The organism is Kitasatospora sp. NPDC034035 (genome assembly GCF_055575755.1).
Window position 1 is genome coordinate 108,766 of sequence record NZ_JBVISA010000001.1, and the last position, 18,610, is coordinate 127,375.

12 protein-coding genes are annotated in these 18,610 nt (G+C 74.4%); 8 read left to right on the forward strand and 4 right to left on the reverse strand.

Going from position 1 to position 18,610, the window contains the following annotated elements:
* Nucleotides 1-196: 196 nt before the first annotated feature.
* The 3 genes from ACZ52J_RS00470 to ACZ52J_RS00480 all read left to right on the forward strand — a co-directional run bounded on the left by ACZ52J_RS00470 (nucleotide 197) and on the right by ACZ52J_RS00480 (nucleotide 5,566).
* Complete coding sequence (locus ACZ52J_RS00470) at nucleotides 197-1,039, forward strand: FAD binding domain-containing protein (RefSeq protein ID WP_465614818.1); 843 nt, start codon at nucleotides 197-199, stop codon at nucleotides 1,037-1,039.
* The gene (locus ACZ52J_RS00475) at nucleotides 1,036-3,789 is read left to right on the forward strand and encodes a molybdopterin-dependent oxidoreductase (protein ID WP_465614819.1); all 2,754 of its coding nucleotides are present in this window, start codon (nucleotides 1,036-1,038) and stop codon (nucleotides 3,787-3,789) included. The genes ACZ52J_RS00470 and ACZ52J_RS00475 overlap by 4 nt, the downstream gene beginning before the upstream one ends.
* A gap of 235 nt (nucleotides 3,790-4,024) precedes the next feature.
* Entirely contained in the window at nucleotides 4,025-5,566 is a 1,542-nt protein-coding gene (locus ACZ52J_RS00480) for a PucR family transcriptional regulator (protein ID WP_465614820.1), read from the forward strand.
* 181 nt (nucleotides 5,567-5,747) lie between these two features.
* Here ACZ52J_RS00480 and ACZ52J_RS00485 read toward each other — a convergent pair whose 3' ends face one another.
* Nucleotides 5,748-6,416, reverse strand: coding sequence for a LuxR C-terminal-related transcriptional regulator (locus ACZ52J_RS00485; protein WP_465614821.1), 669 nt, complete (start codon nucleotides 6,414-6,416; stop codon nucleotides 5,748-5,750).
* Nucleotides 6,417-6,585: 169 nt separating this feature from the next.
* Here ACZ52J_RS00485 and ACZ52J_RS00490 point away from each other — a divergent pair, with 169 nt between their 5' ends.
* Nucleotides 6,586-9,831, forward strand: a complete 3,246-nt coding sequence (locus ACZ52J_RS00490; protein ID WP_465614822.1) for a bifunctional cytochrome P450/NADPH--P450 reductase — start codon at nucleotides 6,586-6,588, stop codon at nucleotides 9,829-9,831.
* A 147-nt stretch (nucleotides 9,832-9,978) separates the two neighbouring features.
* On the opposite strand, the gene ACZ52J_RS00495 is transcribed toward ACZ52J_RS00490, so the two are convergent.
* The 3 genes from ACZ52J_RS00495 to ACZ52J_RS00505 form a co-directional block, all read right to left on the reverse strand.
* Complete coding sequence (locus ACZ52J_RS00495; protein WP_465614823.1) at nucleotides 9,979-10,866, reverse strand: S1 family peptidase; 888 nt, start codon at nucleotides 10,864-10,866, stop codon at nucleotides 9,979-9,981.
* Nucleotides 10,867-11,349: 483 nt separating this feature from the next.
* Nucleotides 11,350-11,952, reverse strand: coding sequence for a GNAT family N-acetyltransferase (locus ACZ52J_RS00500; protein ID WP_465614824.1), 603 nt, complete (start codon nucleotides 11,950-11,952; stop codon nucleotides 11,350-11,352).
* 76 nt (nucleotides 11,953-12,028) lie between these two features.
* Nucleotides 12,029-12,703, reverse strand: coding sequence for a phosphoribosyltransferase (locus ACZ52J_RS00505; RefSeq protein ID WP_465614825.1), 675 nt, complete (start codon nucleotides 12,701-12,703; stop codon nucleotides 12,029-12,031).
* Nucleotides 12,704-13,090: 387 nt separating this feature from the next.
* Between ACZ52J_RS00505 and ACZ52J_RS00510 the strand changes: the two genes are divergently transcribed.
* From ACZ52J_RS00510 to ACZ52J_RS00525, 4 genes are all read left to right on the forward strand, one after another.
* Nucleotides 13,091-13,531 (forward strand): STAS domain-containing protein, encoded by a 441-nt coding sequence (locus ACZ52J_RS00510; RefSeq protein WP_465614826.1) that lies wholly within the window; start codon nucleotides 13,091-13,093, stop codon nucleotides 13,529-13,531.
* Nucleotides 13,532-13,542: 11 nt separating this feature from the next.
* Nucleotides 13,543-14,001 carry an ATP-binding protein gene (locus ACZ52J_RS00515; protein ID WP_396288247.1) on the forward strand — a complete coding sequence of 153 codons (459 nt, stop codon included), beginning with the start codon at nucleotides 13,543-13,545 and terminating at the stop codon, nucleotides 13,999-14,001.
* Between the two features lie 160 nt (nucleotides 14,002-14,161).
* On the forward strand, nucleotides 14,162-14,533 hold the full coding sequence (locus ACZ52J_RS00520; protein ID WP_465614827.1) for an STAS domain-containing protein: 372 nt from the start codon (nucleotides 14,162-14,164) through the stop codon (nucleotides 14,531-14,533).
* A 210-nt stretch (nucleotides 14,534-14,743) separates the two neighbouring features.
* Entirely contained in the window at nucleotides 14,744-18,607 is a 3,864-nt protein-coding gene (locus ACZ52J_RS00525) for a HAMP domain-containing protein (RefSeq protein WP_465614828.1), read from the forward strand.
* Nucleotides 18,608-18,610 lie beyond the last annotated feature (3 nt).

Here is an 18,610-nt window from a genome sequence, read left to right on the forward strand (position 1 = left end):
GGCCCCGCCCGCTGCCCCCGACCCGCCGCAGGGCCCGGACCAGTGGCGTCGGCCACCACCGCGACATGTCCATGCGCTGGTCGATCGTCCAGTCCGGCCGCCCGAGGCTGGTGCGTGCGACCACTCGTTCCGCCCGGTGGCGCGTTGCTTCAATCGCCGTGTCGATCAATCGAGCAATCGAGGACGGTGACGGAACGTGGACCTGAACACGGTGGTGGAGCTGCGCGACGCGCGGCGGCGCGGGAGCTGGCGCCCGGGGGACGCCTGGCTCGGCGGCGGGACGTACCTGTTCTCCGAGCCGCAGCCGCACATCCGGCGGCTGATCGACCTGAGCCGGATGGGCTGGGAGCCGGTGCGGCTGACGCCCGCCGGCGACCTGGAGATCGCGGCGACCTGCACGATCGCCCAACTGTCGCGCTTCGCCCGGACCCTGGACCGGCCGACGGCCCCGCTCGTCGAGCAGTGCTGCCGGGCGTTCCTCGCGTCCTGGAAGATCTGGCACATGGCCACCGTCGGCGGCAACCTGTGCAACGGGCTGCCGGCCGGGCCGATGATCTCGCTGACCGCCGCCCTGGACGGCGTCTGCACCCTGCTGTCCCAGGACGGGGGAGTGCGCGAGGTCCCCGTGGCGGACTTCGTCGTCGGCGCGGGGGTGAAGGACCTGCGCCCCGGTGAACTGCTCCGCTCGATCCTCCTGCCCGCCCGGGCCCTGGAGCGGCGCACGGCCTTCCGGCAGGCCTCCCTCTACGGGCTCGGCCGCTCGGGCGCGCTGCTCATCGGCACCCGCGACCCGCTCGACGGCGAGCTGGCGCTGACGGTCACGGCCTCGACCGTGCGCCCCGTCCGGCTGCGCTTCCCGCTGCCGCCCAACGCGGCGGCGGTGCGCGAGGCGATCGGCTACGGCATCGCGCCCGAGGAGTACGTCGACGACATCCACGGACACCCCGCCTGGCGGCGGCACATGACCTTCCGCCTCTCCGAGGAGGTCCGCCGCGAACTGGTCGACGGGCACCACGCCGACGAGGAGGACGGACGGTGAGCTTCTCCATCCGGGTCAACGGCGAGGACTTCGACGCCGAGCCGCGCGCCGGCCAGTGCCTGCGCACCTACCTGCGCGACCGCGGCTGGTTCGGGGTCAAGAAGGGCTGCGACGCGGGCGACTGCGGCGCCTGCACCGTGCAGGTGGACGGCGAGCCGGTGCACAGCTGCCTCTACCCGGCGCTGCGCGCCGAGGGCCGGGCCGTCACCACCGTGGAGGGCCTGGCCGAGAAGGGCGGCGAACTCCACCCGCTGCAGCAGAAGTTCCTGGACGCCCAGGGCTTCCAGTGCGGCTTCTGCACGGCCGGCATGCTGATGACGGCCTCCGCCTTCGACGAGGAGCACCTCGCCGACCTGCCGAGGGCGCTGAAGGGCAACCTGTGCCGCTGCACCGGCTACCGGGCGATCGAGGACGCCGTCCGCGGCGTTCGGCACACCGAACGGCCCTGCGCCGGCCAGGCCGTCGGCCGCAGCCCGGGCGCCCCCGCAGGGCCGCAGGTGGTGACCGGCACCGCCCGCTACACCTTCGACCTGGCGGTGGACGGGCTGCTGCACATGAAGCTGCTGCGCTCGCCCCACCCGCACGCCCGGATCACCGCCATCGACACCTCGGACGCGCTGCGCGTCCCCGGCGTGGTCGCGGTGTTCACCCACGAGGACGCGCCGGACAGGCTGTACTCCACGGCCCGCCACGAGCACCCGACCGAGGACCCGGACGACACCCGGGTGCTGGACGACGTGGTCCGCTTCGTCGGCCAGCGGGTGGCCGCCGTGGTCGCCGAGAGCGAGGGTGCCGCCGAGGAGGGCTGCCGGAGGATCGCCGTCACCTACGAGCGACTCCCGTACGTCCTGGACCCGGAGGAGGCGATGCGGCCGGGCGCCCCGGTGATCCACCCCAAGGGCCCGGAGTCCCGGATCGCCCGGCCCGGGGACAACGTCTGCGGCGAGGCGCACGGCGAACTGGGCGACGTCGAACGGGGCTTCGCCGAGGCCGACGTGGTCTACGAGGAGACCTTCCGCACCCAGCGGGTGCAGCACGCCAGCCTGGAGACGCACGGCTGCGTCGCGTACTTCGAGGAGAGCGAGGAGACGGGGGAGGAACGGATCGTGGTGCGCTCCTCCACCCAGGTGCCCTTCCTCACCCGGCGCGCCCTGTGCGACCTCTACGACCTGCCGATGGACAGGGTCCGGGTGGTGGCGGGCCGGGTCGGCGGCGGGTTCGGCGGCAAGCAGGAGATGCTCACCGAGGACATCGCGGTGCTGGCGGCGCTGCGGCTGCACCGGCCGGTCAAGCTGGAGTTCACCCGCGCCGAGCAGTTCCACGGCGCCACCACCCGGCACCCGTTCACGATCACCGTCAAGCTGGGCGCCAGGAGCGACGGCACCCTGACGGCCCTGCGCTTCCGGGTGGTTGCCGACACCGGCGCGTACGGCAACCACGGGCCGGCCGTGATGTTCCACAGCATCGGCGAGTCGATGGGCGTCTACCGGGCGCCGCACAAGAAGGTCGACGCCTACTCCGTCTACACCAACGCGGTGCCCGCCGGCGCGTTCCGCGGCTACGGTCTCGGCCAGGTCACCTTCGCCGTGGAGTCGGCGATGGACGAACTCGCCCGGCGGCTGGGCCTCGACCCGCTGGTGCTCCGGGAGAGGAACGTCATCGGCCCCGGCGAGCACATGGAGGGCCCGCTCGGCGAGGAGGAGGACCTCCACATCGCCTCCTACGGACTCGACCAGTGCCTCCAGGTGGTCCGCAACGCCCTCGCGCACGACACCAGCGCCGAACTCGCCCCCGAGGGCTGGCTGGTCGGCCAGGGCTTCGCCATGGCGGCCATCGCCTGCGGCCCGCCCGGCGGCCACATCGCCGACGCGACGGTGAAACTGCTGGAGGACGGCACGTACGACATCGCGGTGGGCACCGCGGAGTTCGGCAACGGCACCACCACCGTGCACCAACAGATCACCGCCGGAGCCCTCGGCACCACGCTCGACCGGATCTCGATCCGGCAGTCCGACACCGACGTGGTGAAGCACGACACCGGCGCCTTCGGCTCCGCCGGGACCGTCGTCGCGGGCAAGGCCGTGATGAAGGCCGCCGACGCGCTCGCCGAGCGGATCCTCTCCTTCACCGCGGAGTACGCCCGCACTCCGCGCGGCCTGCTGCGGCTCACCGCCGACGCGGTCGAGTGCGACGGGCGGGCGGTCGCGCTCAAGGAGGTCTTCGAGGCGGCTCGCGGGCAGGGCGTGGAGCTCAGTGCCGACGGCCACTTCGGCGGCTCACCGCGCTCGGTGGCGTTCAACTCCCAGTGGTTCCGGATCGCGGTGGACCCGGACACCGGTGAGATCCGGATCCTGCGCAGCGTCCACGGCGCCGACGCCGGCAAGGTGATGAACCCGCTGCAGTGTCGCGGCCAGGTCGAGGGCGGCGTCGCCCAGGCCCTCGGCGCGACGCTGTTCGAGCAGGTCCTGGTCGACGACCGCGGCGAGGTCAGCACGGCGGCGTTCCGCCGCTACCGGCTGCCCGCCTTCGCGGACGTGCCGCGCACCGAGGTGCACTTCTCGCAGACCTCGGACGCCATCGGGCCCTTGGGTGCCAAGTCGATGTCGGAGAGCCCGTTCAACCCGGTGCCGCCGGCCTTCGCCAACGCCCTGCGGGACGCCACCGGGATCCGCTTCACCGAGGCGCCGTTCCTGCGGGACAAGGTCTGGCGGGCCCTCGACAAGCACCGCCGGCGGCCCGCGGCGCCGTGAGCGGGAGGCGGCCCGGGACGGTCCGGGACGTGGCCCGGGAGGCGGCCCGGGGCAGTCCGGGCGGCGGTCCACTGTCGGGACCGCCGGACCACGGCCCCCTCCGCAGCCCTCGCCGTCAGGTGATCACACAAGAGGAAAACCGCACCCTAGTCCTTGTGTTTACGATGCCTGATACGCGTCAGCCATCGCATGTGCGAGACCCCCATGCCGCACATGGCGCACAAGGAGCAACAACATGATCGTCGGAGACCTCCTGGAGCTGGACGACCTCCACATCGAGGTCGCCTGGGCGAGCCCCCACCAACTCGACCGCGAGGTGACCGGCGTGACCTCCACCGACCTGCAGGACCCGGCGCGCTACCTGCAGCGCGGCGAACTGGTCCTCTCCGGACTGGTCTGGTGGCGGCCGGACGAGAGCCAGGCGGCGATGCGCTTCGCCAACTCGCTGCGCACCGCCGAGGTCGCCGCGCTCCTCGCCGGCGAGGGCACCCACGGCACCGTCCCGCCGGAACTGGTCGAGGCCTGCCGCCGGCACGGCGTACCCCTGCTGTCGGTCCCGGCCGGAACCAGCTTCCGCTCCGTCACCGACCGCGTCTACCTGCGCCTGTGGGGCGACCTTCAGGCGCACGCCGAGGGGCAGGCGGCCCTCCCGGCCGCCGCCCGGCGCGCCCTGACCCAGCTCCTCCGCACCGAGGCCTCCCTGGACGACCTCCTGGAGCGGGCCGTGACCGACCTCGGACTGCCCGGCTGCTTCCTGACCACGGGCTCCGGCCGGGTGCTGGCCTCCTCGGAGCACTCCTCTGCGCACTCCTCGGCGCACACCTCTGCGCACTCCTCGGCGCCCTCCGCATCGCGAACCGCAGCCCGAGCCGCGGCCACGCCCGTCCCGGTCGGCCCGCCCGGCGAGTCACCCTTCGACGGCTGGCTGCTGCAGCCCCACACCGAACCCGGCCCCACCGCCACCGCCATGCTGCACGGCCTGGCCGAACTGCTCACCCCGCTCGCCACCCGCGACCGGGCCACCGCCACCGCCCAGCGGCAGACCGGCACCCGGCTGATCGAACTGCTCGACTCCGGCGCCGACACCGAGGCCGAGGCCGAACGCGCGCTCGCCCTCTCCGGCCTGCCCCCGCACCAGAGCCTGACCCCGGTCGCCGCGCGGATCGACGGCGCCCCCGCGACCTGGACGGCCGCCGCCCTCGCCGAGGCCCTCCACGAACTGTCCGCCCCCTTCGTCGCCGCCCCCGACGGCCGGGGCGGCGCGGCGGCCCTGTCCCCGGCCCCGGAAGCCCGGATCGCGGAGACCCTGCAGCGCGTCCTCCCCCGCCTGGAAGCCGGACTGACCGGCCGACGGCGCCTGCGCCTGGGCATCGGCTCCACCGTCGAACCGGCCGCCGGGGCCCTCAGGACCGCGCTCGTCCAGGCCCGCTACGCGCTCCACGTCGAGCCGCCCGGGACGGTCGGCCGCTGCGCGCGGATCACCTCCCTCGAAACGCTGCTCCGGGGCGTCCCCGCCGAGATCACCGCGGACTTCCGCCGCCGGCTCCTCGCGCCGCTGATCGAGCACGACCGGACCAACACCGTCTCCCTGCTGGACACCCTGGACGCCTTCCTCCGGCACAGCGCCTCCTGGTCCAGGACGGCCGAGGCGCTCCACCTCCACGTCAACACCGTGCACTACCGGATGAAGCGGATCGAGGAGCTCACCGGCCGCAGCCTGCTGAAGCTGGAGGACCGGCTCGACCTGTGGGCGGCGCTGCGCTGCACACCCGCCTGACGCCGCAGGCCCGGCCCGCCCGGCCCGCCTCCGCCCGGTCGCCGCTGGTCCGGTCCTCGTCCTGGCGCAAGCCGTCCTCCTCCTCGAAGCGCTCCGTCCGCCCGGGGCGGCTGCCCAGGCGTAGCCGGGCCGAAGCTCGCCGTCACCCGTTCGGGGCGTTTCGGCGCCCGTCGCCGGGCTCTCACCAGGCCGCGGGCTCGGGGGGCCAGGTGTCGGCGGCCAGCACGCCGGTGGCGTAGGCGCGGGCGACCAGGGCGGTGCGGTTGGGCACCCGCCAGCGCCGGGAGAGCCGGGCGAGGTGGTAGTTGACGCCGTCCGCGGTGAGGCCGATCTCCCGGGCGATCTGCGCGGTGGTGGCGCCCCGGGCGGCCGCGGCGAGGATCCGGGCCTCGACCGGGCTGACCTCGACCTGCGGGCCCGGCGGCGGCACCTCCCGGGGTGCCTCGACGGTCCGCAGGGAGAGCAGCAGGTTCGGGGTCTGTTCCGGGGTGTCGCCGACCAGGTCGACGGTCATCTCGCCGTGCCGTTCGCCGCCGTCCGCGGGCGTCCAGGAGACCCGGGCCGGGTACCGCGAGCGGCGGTGCAGCCGGACCGCCTCGGCGAGTGCCTGCAGCGTGTCGCTGTCCTGGAGGGTGAAGAACTCCAGGATCTTCCGCTCGCGCAACTGCCCCGGCAGCAGGCCGAACTCGGCCGCCATCGCGCGGTTGACGATCAGGACCCGGCCGCCGAACTCGACCACCGCGATCGGCATCGGCACGTGGTCGAGCAGGCGCAACGCCCGGTTGCGCCAGATCACCGCCGCGTCCTGCGGGCTCCCCGGTACCGGACCGCAGTCCTCGGTCGGTTGCATCTCCGGCCTCTCCTCCCCGTGGCATCCGCGCAGCCGGAGCTGACGGTTCGTAGGCAAGCCCGCGGACGCTCCGGGTACTACACAATCATGTAGTGATCACGGCCGGTCCTCCCTCCCGGTGGGCACAGAGTGGGAGAGCCGAACTTTTCCGCTGCGGGAGGGACCCACCATGACCGAGATGATGACCGAGACGAGGAACGGGGCAAGCGACGGGGCGACGGCCGAAGCCGGGGCCGAGACCCGGGACGGAGCCGGGAGCGGAGCCGCGAGCGAGACCCCGGCCGTCCCCCTGGTGGACATCTCGTCGGCGCCGCCGATCGCCGCCCCGATGCTGCGGACCATGGAGCTGGCCAGAGCGCACGGCCCGGCCTTCGTCCAGCGGCTGCACGGCCGGGACACCCTGGTGGTCAGCGGCCTGGAGCTGGTCGAGGAGCTGGCCGACGAGACCCGGTTCACCAAGTCGATCGGCCCGGGCCTGGTCAACGTCCGCCAGTTCACCGGCGACGGCCTGTTCACCGCGTACAACGACGAGCCCAACTGGGCCCGGGCGCACGACATCCTGATGCCCGCCTTCGCGCTCGGCTCGATGCGCACCTACCACCCGGTGATGCTGCGGGTGGCCCGCCGGGTGATCGACTCCTGGGACCGCCGGGAGGCCGCCGCGCTGCCCGTGGACGTGCCCGGCGACATGACCCGGATGACGCTGGACACCATCGGGCTGGCCGGCTTCGGCTTCGACTTCGGCTCCTTCGAGCGGGACGAACCGCACCCGTTCGTCGACGCGATGGTGCGCTGCCTGGAGTGGGCGATGACCCAGCTCACCCGCGACCCGGAGCTGGACCACAGCGAGCGCGACGCGGCCTTCCGGGCCGACGCCGACTACCTGGCCAACGTCGTCGACGAGGTGATCGCCGCCCGCGCCGGGGAGGACGAGCAGGGCCCGGCCGAGGACCTGCTCGGCCTGATGCTCGGCGCGGTGCGTCCCTCCGACGGCACCCGGCTGGACGCCGAGAACATCCGCAACCAGGTGATCACCTTCCTGATCGCCGGCCACGAGACCACCTCGGGCGCGCTGTCCTTCGCGATGTACTACCTGGTCAAGCACCCGGCCGTGCTGCGCGAGGTGCAGCGGGAGGTGGACGCCCTCTGGGGCGGCCAGGCCGACCCGGAGCCCTCGTACGAGGACGTCGGACGCCTGCGGTACACCCGGCAGGTGCTCAACGAGGCGCTGCGGCTGTGGCCCACCGCGCCCGCCTTCAGCCGCGAGGCGCGCGAGGACACCCTGCTCGGCGGACGGATCCCGCTGCGCGCCGGGGAGACGGTCTTCGTGTCGACCCCGATGCTGCACCGCGACTCCGCGTGGGGCGACAACCCGGAGCTGTTCGACCCGTCCCGGTTCGACACCGAGCCCGAGGCGGCCCGCTCCCCGCACGCCTTCAAGCCCTTCGGCACCGGCGAACGCGCCTGCATCGGAAGGCAGTTCGCGCTGCACGAGGCCACCATGCTGCTCGGCATGCTGGTCCACCGCTACCGGCTGATCGACCACGCCGACTACCGGCTGACCATCAAGCAGACGCTCACCATCAAGCCCGACGAGTTCACCCTCGGCCTCGCCCGGCGCACGCCCGTCCCCCCGGCCGCCGAGCCGGCCACCGGCGCGGACCCGCGGACCGGCGCGGCCGCCGAGCGCCCCGGCCGGGTCCGCCAGGGCACCGGGCTGCTGCTCCTGCACGGCTCCAACTACGGCGCCTGCCGCGAGTTCAGCCGGCAGCTCGCGGAGGCCGCCGCCGACCTCGGCTGCGACACCGCGATCGCCCCGCTGGACGCGTACGCGGACGGGCTGCCCACCGACCGTCCGGTGGTGATCACGGCCGCCTCGTACAACGGGCAGCCGACGGACGACGCGGCCCTCTTCGTCCGCCGCCTCCAGGAGGACGGCCCGGAGGACGGCGCTGCCGGCGGCGTGGCGGACGGCGTGGAGTACGCGGTGCTCGGCATCGGCGACCGCACCTACGCCGCCACCTACCAGCGCGTCCCCGTCCTGATCGACGACCGGCTCGCCGCCCTCGGCGGCACCCGGCTGCTCGCCCGCGCCGAGGCCGACGCCTCCGGTGACCTGGCCGGCACCGTGCGGCAGTTCACCGAGGCGCTGCGCGTCGCCCTGCTGGAGCGGTACGGGGACGCCGACGCCCCGGCCGCGCCGTGGCAGGAGGCCGCGTACACGGTGACCGAGGTGGCCGGCGGTCCGCTGGCCGCGCTGGCCGCCCGGCACGACATGACCGAGCTGACCGTCACCGCCGTCGACAGCCTGACCGACCCCGGCTACCCCCGGGTCAAGCGCCTGGTCCGGCTGGCCCTGCCCGAGGGCGCCGGCTACCGGACCGCCGACCACCTCACGGTGCTCCCGGCCAACGACCCGGCTCTGGTCGAGCGCGCGGCCAAGCTGTTCGGCGCCGACCCGCAGACCGTGCTCAACATCGTGGCCCACCGGCGCACCGGCCTGGCCCTCGACCGCCCGCTGACGGTGCGCGACCTGCTCACCCACCACGTCGAGTTGCAGGACCGCCCGACCGCCGAGCAGCGCGCCGCGCTGGCCGCCCGCAACCCCTGTCCGCCCGAGCAGGCCGCGCTGCGCGCGCTGCCCGAGGACGACCCGCGCACCCTGCTGGACCTGATCGAGGACCACCCGGCCCTGCAGGGGAGCCTGACCTGGCCGGTGCTGCTGGAGCTGCTGCCGCCGATCAGGCCCCGGCACTACTCGATCTCCTCCTCGCCGACCGGCGGCGCGGGCGAGGTGGACCTGATGGTCTCCGTGCTCAGCGCCCCGGCCCGCTCCGGGCGGGGCACCTTCCGCGGCACCGGCTCCGGCCACCTCGCCCGGCTCGCGGTCGGCGACACCGTGCTCGCCCGGGTCCAGCCCTGCCGGGAGGCGTTCCGGATCGGCCACCGCACCCCGGTGATCATGATCGCGGCCGGCACCGGCCTGGCGCCCTTCCGGGGCGCCGTCGCCGACCGCCGCGCGCTGCTCGCCGACGGGGCCGAACTCGCCCCCGCCCTGCTGTACTTCGGCTGCGACGCCGCCGAAGCGGACTACCTGCACCGGGCCGAGCTGGAGGCGGCCGACCGGGCCGGCGCGGTCTCGATGCGGCCCGCCTTCAGCGAGCGGCCGCAGGACGGGCGGCGCTTCGTGCAGGACCGCCTCGCGGCGGAGGCCGCCGAGGTCTGGGAGCTGCTCGCGGCGGGCGCCGAGGTGTACGTGTGCGGCGACGGCGGGCGGATGGCGCCGGGCGTCCGGGCGGCCTTCCGGGAACTGCACCGGGAGCGGACGCCGGGGGCCGACGAGCAGCGGGCGCAGGCCTGGCTGCAGGGACTGATCGAGGCCGGGCGGTACGTCGAGGACGTGTACGCGGGCTGACCGGGCCGCACACGGCCGCCGGCCCCGCTGCTGCGCGCAACGGGGCCGGCGGCTGGTCGGTTCGTCGGTTCGTCGGTTCGACGGCTCAAGGTCTGGACGGCAGGGTCCGGGCGGCTCAGGGTCTCGACGTCTCAGGGTCGCGGGGGATCAGTACACGTTGACCCCGTACGCGGCGAGCGCCGCGTTGACCGGCTGGAAGAAGGTCGTGCCGCCCACCGTGCAGTCGCCGCTGCCGCCCGAGGTGATGCCGAGTGCCTTGGCGCCGTCGTAGAGCGGGCCGCCGGAGTCGCCGGGCTCGGCGCACACGTCGGTCTGGATCAGGCCGCGCACGGTGCCGCCGCCGCTGTAGCGCACGGTGGCGTTGAGCCCGGTGACCTTGCCGCCGTGCGTGCCGGTCGTCGAGCCGGTGCGCTTGACCGCCTCGCCGACGAACGCGTTCGGCGCGGAGGTGAAGCCGCCGGGGTGGCTCAGGGCGGAGTTGTCGTAGCGGACCAGCGCGTAGTCGTGGCTCGGGAAGGTCGAGGCGACGGTGGCTCCGACCGACGTCGTGCGGGCGGCGTCCGTGTACCACTGGGGGGCGACGTTCCCGCAGTGCCCGGCGGTGAGGAAGTAGTGGGCGCCGGCGTCCGCCACGTTGAAGCCGAGCGAGCAGCGGTACTGGCCGCCGTAGATGGCGTCGCCGGCGGCGAGCAGCGGGGCGAGGGTGCCGGGGACGCGGCGGACGGTCAGGACGGACGCGTCGCCGCCGGACGCCTGGGTGATCCGGTCGAGCGCTTCCGTGGACACGGTGCTGTCGGCGGTCACCACGACGCGTCCGGCGGCCTCGTCGACGTACCACGCGGTGCCGTCGACCTCGGCGTGCAGGACGGCGTCGCTGACGGCCGCGAGCTGTCCGGGTTCGGCGGTGTGGGTGGGGGCCGCCGCGGCGCCCGGCACGGCGACCGCGGTGGCGGTCAGCAGGCCGAGGGCCACGGCGAGCAGGCGGGTACGGCGTCGAGTGGTGCCGGTGCGGGGGGTCCCGCGCTTGGTCCTCACCGATCTCCTCCTGGGAGTACGGCCCCTGGGGGGTTGGGGGCCGGGAGGCGCGGTCAGACGGTGGGCGGGCTCCGGCTGTGCTGTCCGGTAGCACGACGGATGATCTGCCCCTGACAGGCGCTGACCGGAAGTATCAGGAAACGGACGGTTCGGTACAAGCTTCCTGACCGGGTGTCGGCGGATTCCGCAGCCGGTATGACTGTCCGTCAATTCAGCGCTGTGCGGGGCGATCCGATGAAAGTGTTATCGCTGCGGCCCGGTGGGGTCTCCCAGGCACGGGAACGGACGCACGATGCCGCGGGTGAGGTCCGCGGCGGGGCTGCGGAGTTCGAGATGGGGCGCTCCGCGCGGAGGCGCGGCCTCCACCGCGTCCGTTCCCGCCGCGCCGCCGGATCGTCCCGTCCGGCCGGACGCGCCCGGCGGTCCGCACGTTTCCCCCACGACGGCGGACCGCCGGGGCCACCGCTCGGATCACCGAACGGGTCACCGCCGGGCGTTCGCGGCGGCCTGCTCGCGGGTGAGCCGCCACACCTGCTCCTCGCCGGTCTCGGCCGGAGCGATCGCCTCGGAGGGGCGACGCAGGTGCACGGTGAAGCCGAGGCGGGCCGGGATCGCGCCGCTGGCCCGGTTGCCCGGGTCGTGGACGATGTCGACGCACTCGACCCCAGGGAGGTCGAAGGCCTGGTCGACCAGGGCCGCCGCGGCCCGGGTGGCCAGACCGCGCCCGATGGCGGCGGGGTGGAGCCAGTAGCCGATCTCGAGGCCGTCGTCCGGGGCGTCGTCGCGCCGGTACAACCCGCAGGCGCCGACGATGGCGCCGTCCAGCACGATCGCGTAGGCGAAGTCCTGCCCGCTCGCCCAGCGCTCAGCCCGGGTGGCCAGGTACTCGGTGGTCTTGGCGCGGCTGTGCTCGGCCACCCACGGCATCCACGGCCGCAGGTGCTCCACCGACTCCTCGATGACCGCGAAGAACTCGGGGAAGTCGGCCTCGCCGGCGAAGCGGCGCAGCGTCACCTCACCCAGGTCGATGACGTGCCGGGGGCATTCCGGGGGTGCCGGGGACTCCGTGCGTTCCGTGCGTTCCATGGACAGAGGATGGTCCGCATCCGTCTCATCGGGCAAATGGACTGGGGCACGGCGGCCGGGCGGCGGTGAGGCCTCCTCAGGTCCGTTCGCCGACGGACCCGGGGAGGACGGACACGGCGTGCCGCCGCAGCAGGACGGCGGCCTCGCGGTCGGTGACGTCGTGGAACTCGTCGTACCAGGGGCCGGCGTGCGCGTAGCGGGGCAGGTGGAGGCAGACCAGCTCGTCCACGTCCCGCCGCAGGTCGGCCGCGATCCGGGCGTCGCCGACCGGCGCCGCGAGGATCAGCCGGTCCGGGTGTTCGGCGGCGACGGCGTGGACGGCGGCGCGGGCGGTGAGCGCGTCCGTCAGGCCGTCGAAGACCAGGACCGCGGTCCGCCCGTGCAGGGGGTGCCGGGACCGGCCCTGGCGGTACAGCGACTCGCGACGGTGCACCTCGACGCGCTCGCGCTGGACGCTCGCGCCGAGCTGCGCCGCGGTGACACCGAGGATCGTCAGGGTGTACCGGTCGAACAGCGGCGGGTCGCGGTCGGCGATCGCGCCGATCGGGTGGTCGCAGCCGGGGACGACCAGCGGCCGGACCACTGCGGCGTCGAGCGGGGCGTCCAGGGCCCCGGCGACCTCCGCGGCCACCGGCAGCCCGCCGGGGGCGAGGCCCAGGACCACCACCCGGTGACGGGACCGGCCGTCGAGGAGCGGGGCGAGCCGTTGGTCGAGCTGGTGCCCGGCGGTGCTGCGGTCGAGGAATCTCACGGGCGGCTCGTCCTCCTCGGGGTTCTCCCGCGTGCCCTCTCGGGGTTCTCGCGGTGGCGGCCGTGTGCGTGCGGCACCGGCCCCGCCACCGGGGCGGCTTCCCCGTCACGGCACGCTCTGACGTCCGGCCCCGCGGTTCCGTCACGTCCGGCCGGGATTCCCTGACGTCCGGCCCCGCGGTTCCCTGACGTCCGACCTCGGCGGTTCTGCCGGTGTGGCCACGGCGAGCCGGGGCAGACGCGGGTCGTGGACGTCCGACGGACAGCGCTTCCGGCCGTCGCTAGGCGGCGGCCGGGTCCGGGGACGGCCGTCCGCGCGGCCCGCCAGGGCGCGCGCGATGATGGTCCCGACGGCGCACCGCCGTCCCGACCCGACCGGGAGCGAGCCATGCCACGGCCATCCGAGGGGCCATCCGAGAAACCCTGCGAGCCCGCCGGAGACCACGCGTTCGGCGACCTGCGCGTCGCGGTGGCCGACGAGGGCCCGGTACGGGTCGTCACCGTGGCCGGGGAACTGGACCACGACACGGCCGATGCGCTGCGCGCCGCGCTCGCCGGGCCACCGCCGGACGGCGTCGAACGGATCGTGATCGACTTCACCGACCTGCGGTTCTGCGACTCGACCGGCCTGAACGTCCTGCTCCGCGCGCACCTGGACGCGCAGGCGGCCGGGCTGCGGCTGGAGCTGGCCGGCCCGAGCCCCGTCGTGGCGCGGCTCCTCGCGGTCACCGGGGCCGACACCGTGCTGCGGATCCACCCCGACCTCGGTTCGGCGCTCAAGGCGCCGCGGGGCACCGCCGGGCCCGCCGCTCCGCCCGAGCGGACGTGAGGAGGGCGGCCGTGGACCGGCTCGGCGACGGCGAGCTGCCCGGACCGGAGCAGATCCGGCGTCTGATGCTCGCGGGCAGCGCCGGTGCGGTGCAGCGCAGCCGTGCGTTCAGCCGGCAGGTGCTGCGGTCCTGGCACTGGCTGCCGACCGCCGACGAGGAGCGGCAGTTGGTGGTCGAGGACGTCCTGCTGATGGTCTCCGAGCTGGTCACCAACGCCTGTCTGCACGCCCCCGGCGGCCCGCGTGAGCTGCGGTTGCGCTGGGACGGCGAGCGGCTGCGGGTCGAGGTCGCGGACGCGAGCCCGGTGCCGCCGAGGCTGCGCCCGTACGCCGACCCGGGTCGGCCGGGCGGGCACGGGCTGCGGGTGGTGGACCGGCTCTCCCGGTCCTGGGGCTCGGAGCCGGAGGGCGGCGGGAAGCTGGTCTGGCTGGAGGTGGCGGGCCCGCCCGTCGGCTCCGTCCGGGGCTGACGGCTGCCCCTCGGCGCCGCAGCTGTCCCTCCCGTCCGCCCCGTCCGCGGCCTCGGGTGTTTCCTTCGGCCCGAACGGGATAACCGCGCTGTCGCAGGCGTCAGCGGGCAGGGAGCACCGGGCTCCGGGGCCCGGACGCGGCGAGAGGAGCCCGAGGCTCATGACGAAGCGCCCGCAGTGGGCCGGGAGCCCGGCCGCCGATCGGGTCGAAGGGCTCGTCGTCGAGGCCAGGCCGTGGGCCCGGGGCACCGTGCTGGTCCTTTACGGCGAGCTGGACCTGGACTCGGTGGCCGACCTGCGGTCCGCCGTCGAGGGCGCCCTCGCCGGGCCGGCCGCCGTCATCGTGATCGACTGCGCCGGGCTGGAGTTCTGCGACTCCACCGGGCTCAACGCCCTGCTCCGGTCCAAGGCCCGGGCCGCCCTCGAGGGGAGCCGGTTCGAGCTGGCCCGGCCCAGGCCGCTGATCCTGCGCATGCTCGAACTCACCGGGGTTACCGACGCCTTCGTGATCCGCGAGGCCGTGCCGGACTGAGCCCGCCCGGCGCGGCTCCCGGCCGGGCCGCCTGTATCGTTTCCCTTCCCCCGGCCTGCCCGCCTGCCCCGGCCCGCACCGCCTGCCCCACCTGCGGCCCCGGGGCCCGCAGTGGCACAGTGGGAGCAGGGCGGTGGACCCCGCCGTCCCCGGACCCGAGGTGCCCGGACGGCGCACCCCGGCCGTGTGAGCGATCCGGACGGTGGACGGATGGACGAGCACCCGGTACCCGGCGCCGCGGCGGCCGACCCGGCCGAGCAGGCGCTGCGGCAGTTGCTCGCGGGACTGACCGCCGTACGCGACGGGGACTTCCGTACCCGGCTCGCCCCGGACCGGCCGGGCGTGCTCGGGGAGATCGCCGAGGTCTTCAACGGGATGGCCGACCAGCTGGCCCGGGTGACCTCCGAGGTGACCCGGGTGGCGCGCGAGGTCGGCACCGACGGGCGGCTCGGCGGCCAGGCGCAGGTGCCGGACGCGGCCGGGACCTGGCTGGACCTGACCGACGCGGTCAACGCGATGGCGGGCAACCTGTCCTGGCAGGTGCGCAACATCGCCCAGGTGACCACGGCGGTGGCGCGCGGCGACCTCACCCAGAAGATCGAGGTGGACGCTCGGGGCGAGATCCTGGAGCTCAAGAACACCGTCAACACCATGGTGGACACGCTGTCCTCGTTCGCCGCCGAGGTGACCCGGGTGGCCCGCGAGGTCGGCAGCGAGGGCCGGCTCGGCGGGCAGGCGCAGGTGCCGGGCGTCGCCGGGACGTGGCGCGACCTGACCGACTCGGTGAACGTCATGGCCGACAACCTCACCGCCCAGGTCCGGGCGATCGCCTCGGTGACCACCGCCGTGGCCGAGGGCGACCTGTCGCAGAAGATCCGGGTGGACGCGCGCGGCGAGATCCTCGAGCTGAAGGAGACCATCAACACGATGGTCGACCAGCTGTCCGCCTTCGCCGGCGAGGTCACCCGGGTGGCCCGCGAGGTCGGCACCGAGGGGAACCTCGGCGGCCAGGCCACCGTCCGGGGCGTCTCCGGGACGTGGAAGGACCTCACGGACAACGTCAACGTGATGGCCTCCAACCTGACCGGCCAGGTCCGCTCGATGTCCGAGGTGGCGACCGCCGTGGCCAAGGGCGACCTGTCCCGGAAGATCACCGTCGAGTCCAAGGGCGAGGTCGCCGCCCTGGCCGACGCGATCAACACCATGGTCGACACCCTGTCCGTGTTCGCGGACGAGGTCACCCGGGTGGCCCGCGAGGTCGGCACCGAGGGCATCCTGGGCGGCCAGGCCCGGGTACCCAACGTCGCCGGGACGTGGAAGGACCTCACCGACAACGTCAACTTCATGGCGCACAACCTGACCAGCCAGGTACGCAACATCGCCCAGGTCACCACGGCCGTCGCCGAGGGCGACCTGACCCGCAAGATCGACGTGGACGCGCGCGGCGAGATCCTGGAGCTCAAGAACACCGTCAACACCATGGTGGACACGCTGTCCTCGTTCGCCGCCGAGGTGACCCGGGTGGCCCGCGAGGTCGGCAGCGAGGGCCGGCTGGGCGGCCAGGCCCGGGTGGAGGGGGTCGCCGGCACCTGGAAGCGGCTCACCGAGAACGTCAACGAGCTGGCCGGCAACCTGACCCGGCAGGTCCGGGCGATCGCCGAGGTCACCAGCGCCGTCGCGGCCGGCGACCTGACCCGCTCGGTCAGCGTGGACGCCTCCGGCGAGGTCGCCGAGCTCAAGGACAACATCAACGCCATGGTCGGGTCACTGCGCGAGACCACCCTGGCCAGCCAGGAGCAGGACTGGCTGAAGTCCAACCTGGCCCGCTTCTCCGCCGCCATCCAGGGCCGCCGGGACATCCGCTCCGTCGCCGAGATGATCACCGACGAGCTGACCCCGCTGATCGGCGCCCAGTACGGCGCGTTCTTCCTCGCCGTGGAGGGCGAAGCCGGCACCGAGCTGGCCCTGATCAGCGCCTACGGCCGCCCGGCCGGGGAGGAACGGCGGGTGCGGCTGGGGGAGGGCCTGGTCGGACAGGCCGCCCGCACCCGGCGGACCGTCCTCGTGGACGACCTGCCGCCCGGCTACGCCACCGTCGCCTCGGGCGCGGGTGCCGCCGACGTCCGCTCGGTCGTCGTCCTGCCGATCGCGCTGGAGGAGTGGCTGATCGGCGTCATGGAGTTCGCCTCCGTCCACTCCTTCACCGAGGTCCACCGCGACTTCCTGGAGCAGTTCACCGAGGCCTGCGGCGTCAACATCGGCACCCTGCTCGCCAACGCCCGCACCGACGAGCTGCTCGGCGAGTCCCAGCGGCTCACCGCCGAACTCCAGGCCCGCTCCGAGGAGTTGCAGGAAGGACAGCAGGAACTACGGCGCTCCAACGCCGAGTTGGAGGACAAGGCCGCCCTGCTCGCCCAGCGCAACCGCGACATCGAGGCGAAGAATCTGGAGATCGAGCAGGCCCGCCAGGAACTCGAGGAACGCGCACGGGAGTTGACCCTGGCCTCGATGTACAAGTCCGAGTTCCTGGCCAACATGAGCCACGAGCTGCGCACCCCGCTCAACAGCTTGCTCATCCTCGCCCAGCTGCTCGCCGAGAACACCGGCGGCAACCTCACCCCCAAACAGGTCGAGTACGCGGGCGTGATCCACTCGGCCGGCACCGACCTGCTCCAGCTCATCAACGACATCCTCGACCTCTCCAAGGTGGAGGCCGGGAAGATGGAGCTGACCCCCGAACCCTTCGCCGTGCGCGAGCTGCTGGAGTACGTGGAGTCCGGCTTCGAGCCGCTGGCCGACCAGAAGGGCCTCACCTTCGAGGTGACCGTCGGCCCGGCGGTCCCGGAACGGATCGTCACCGACCAGGCCCGGCTGCGCCAGGTACTGCGCAACCTGCTCTCCAACGCCGTCAAGTTCACCGACGCCGGCCGGGTCGAACTGCGGATCGAACGCGCCGAAGGGCCGGACCTGCCGCCCGAACTCGGCCGCCCGCAAGCGGCGGTGGCCTTCCACGTCGAGGACACCGGGATCGGCATCGACCCGGACCACCTGGACACCATCTTCGGCGCCTTCCAGCAGGCCGACGGCTCCACCGCGCGACGCTACGGCGGCACCGGCCTCGGCCTGTCGATCAGCCGGGAACTCGCCCGGCTGCTCGGCGGCACCATCACCGTCCGCTCCACCGCCGGACGGGGCAGCAGCTTCACCCTCTACCTGCCGCTCGGCGCCCCCGAACAGCCGTCGGACCACGACCCGCACGCCGCGCCGCAGGTCCTGGTGGTCGAGCCGGACCCGCCGGCCCTGCTTTCCCAGCTCGCCCGCTCCGCCGCCGCCGAACTGGGCGGATCGGCACCGCCGGTGCGGGTCGACGGGGTCGGCGACGAGGCCGCGCTGCGGGACGCGCTCGCCGGCGGCCCGTACCGGTGCGTGCTGCTCGACCTCGCCCGCTCCGCCGGCCTCGCACCCGCCCTGGCGGAGGCCGCGGCGGTGGGCACACCCGTGCTCGGGTACGGCGGCGAGGGCGACACACCCGGGAGCGTGGAGCGCGCCCGGGGACTGGACGACCTGCGGGAGCGGCTGATCCGGCTGCTCGACGACGGGCCGTCGGCGGTGGGGGAGGCGGCGGCGAAGGGGGAGGCGGGGGCGCAAGGAGCGGATCCCGTCCAGGACCCGGCGGCCCCGCCGAGGGCCGACCCGCTCGCCGGACGGACCGTGCTGATCGTCGACGACGACATCCGCAACGTCTTCGCCCTCACCGCGGCCCTGGAACAGCACGGGCTGACCGTCCTGCACGCCGACGACGGCCGCGCCGGACTCGACCTGCTGCGTGCCCACCCGGAGACCGACCTCGTCCTGATGGACGTCATGATGCCCGGACTCGACGGCTACGCGGCCATCGAGGCGATCCGCGCCGACACCCGCTTCGACCGGCTGCCCGTCGTCGCCGTCACCGCCAAGGCCATGCCCGGCGACCGGGACCGCAGCCTGGCCGCCGGCGCCGACGACCACGTCACCAAGCCGGTCGACACCGTCCACCTGCTCGACCGCATGCGGACCCGGCTGGACGCCTCGTGACCA

Coding starts and splice junctions, on each gene's coding strand:
- ACZ52J_RS00480 (WP_465614820.1), top strand. CDS start 4,025: ATGATCGTCGGAGACCTCCTGGAGCTGGACGACCTCCACATCGAGGTC.
- ACZ52J_RS00510 (WP_465614826.1), top strand. CDS start 13,091: ATGCCACGGCCATCCGAGGGGCCATCCGAGAAACCCTGCGAGCCCGCC.
- ACZ52J_RS00525 (WP_465614828.1), top strand. CDS start 14,744: ATGGACGAGCACCCGGTACCCGGCGCCGCGGCGGCCGACCCGGCCGAG.
- ACZ52J_RS00485 (WP_465614821.1), bottom strand. CDS start 6,416: ATGCAACCGACCGAGGACTGCGGTCCGGTACCGGGGAGCCCGCAGGAC.
- ACZ52J_RS00500 (WP_465614824.1), bottom strand. CDS start 11,952: ATGGAACGCACGGAACGCACGGAGTCCCCGGCACCCCCGGAATGCCCC.
- ACZ52J_RS00490 (WP_465614822.1), top strand. CDS start 6,586: ATGACCGAGATGATGACCGAGACGAGGAACGGGGCAAGCGACGGGGCG.
- ACZ52J_RS00520 (WP_465614827.1), top strand. CDS start 14,162: ATGACGAAGCGCCCGCAGTGGGCCGGGAGCCCGGCCGCCGATCGGGTC.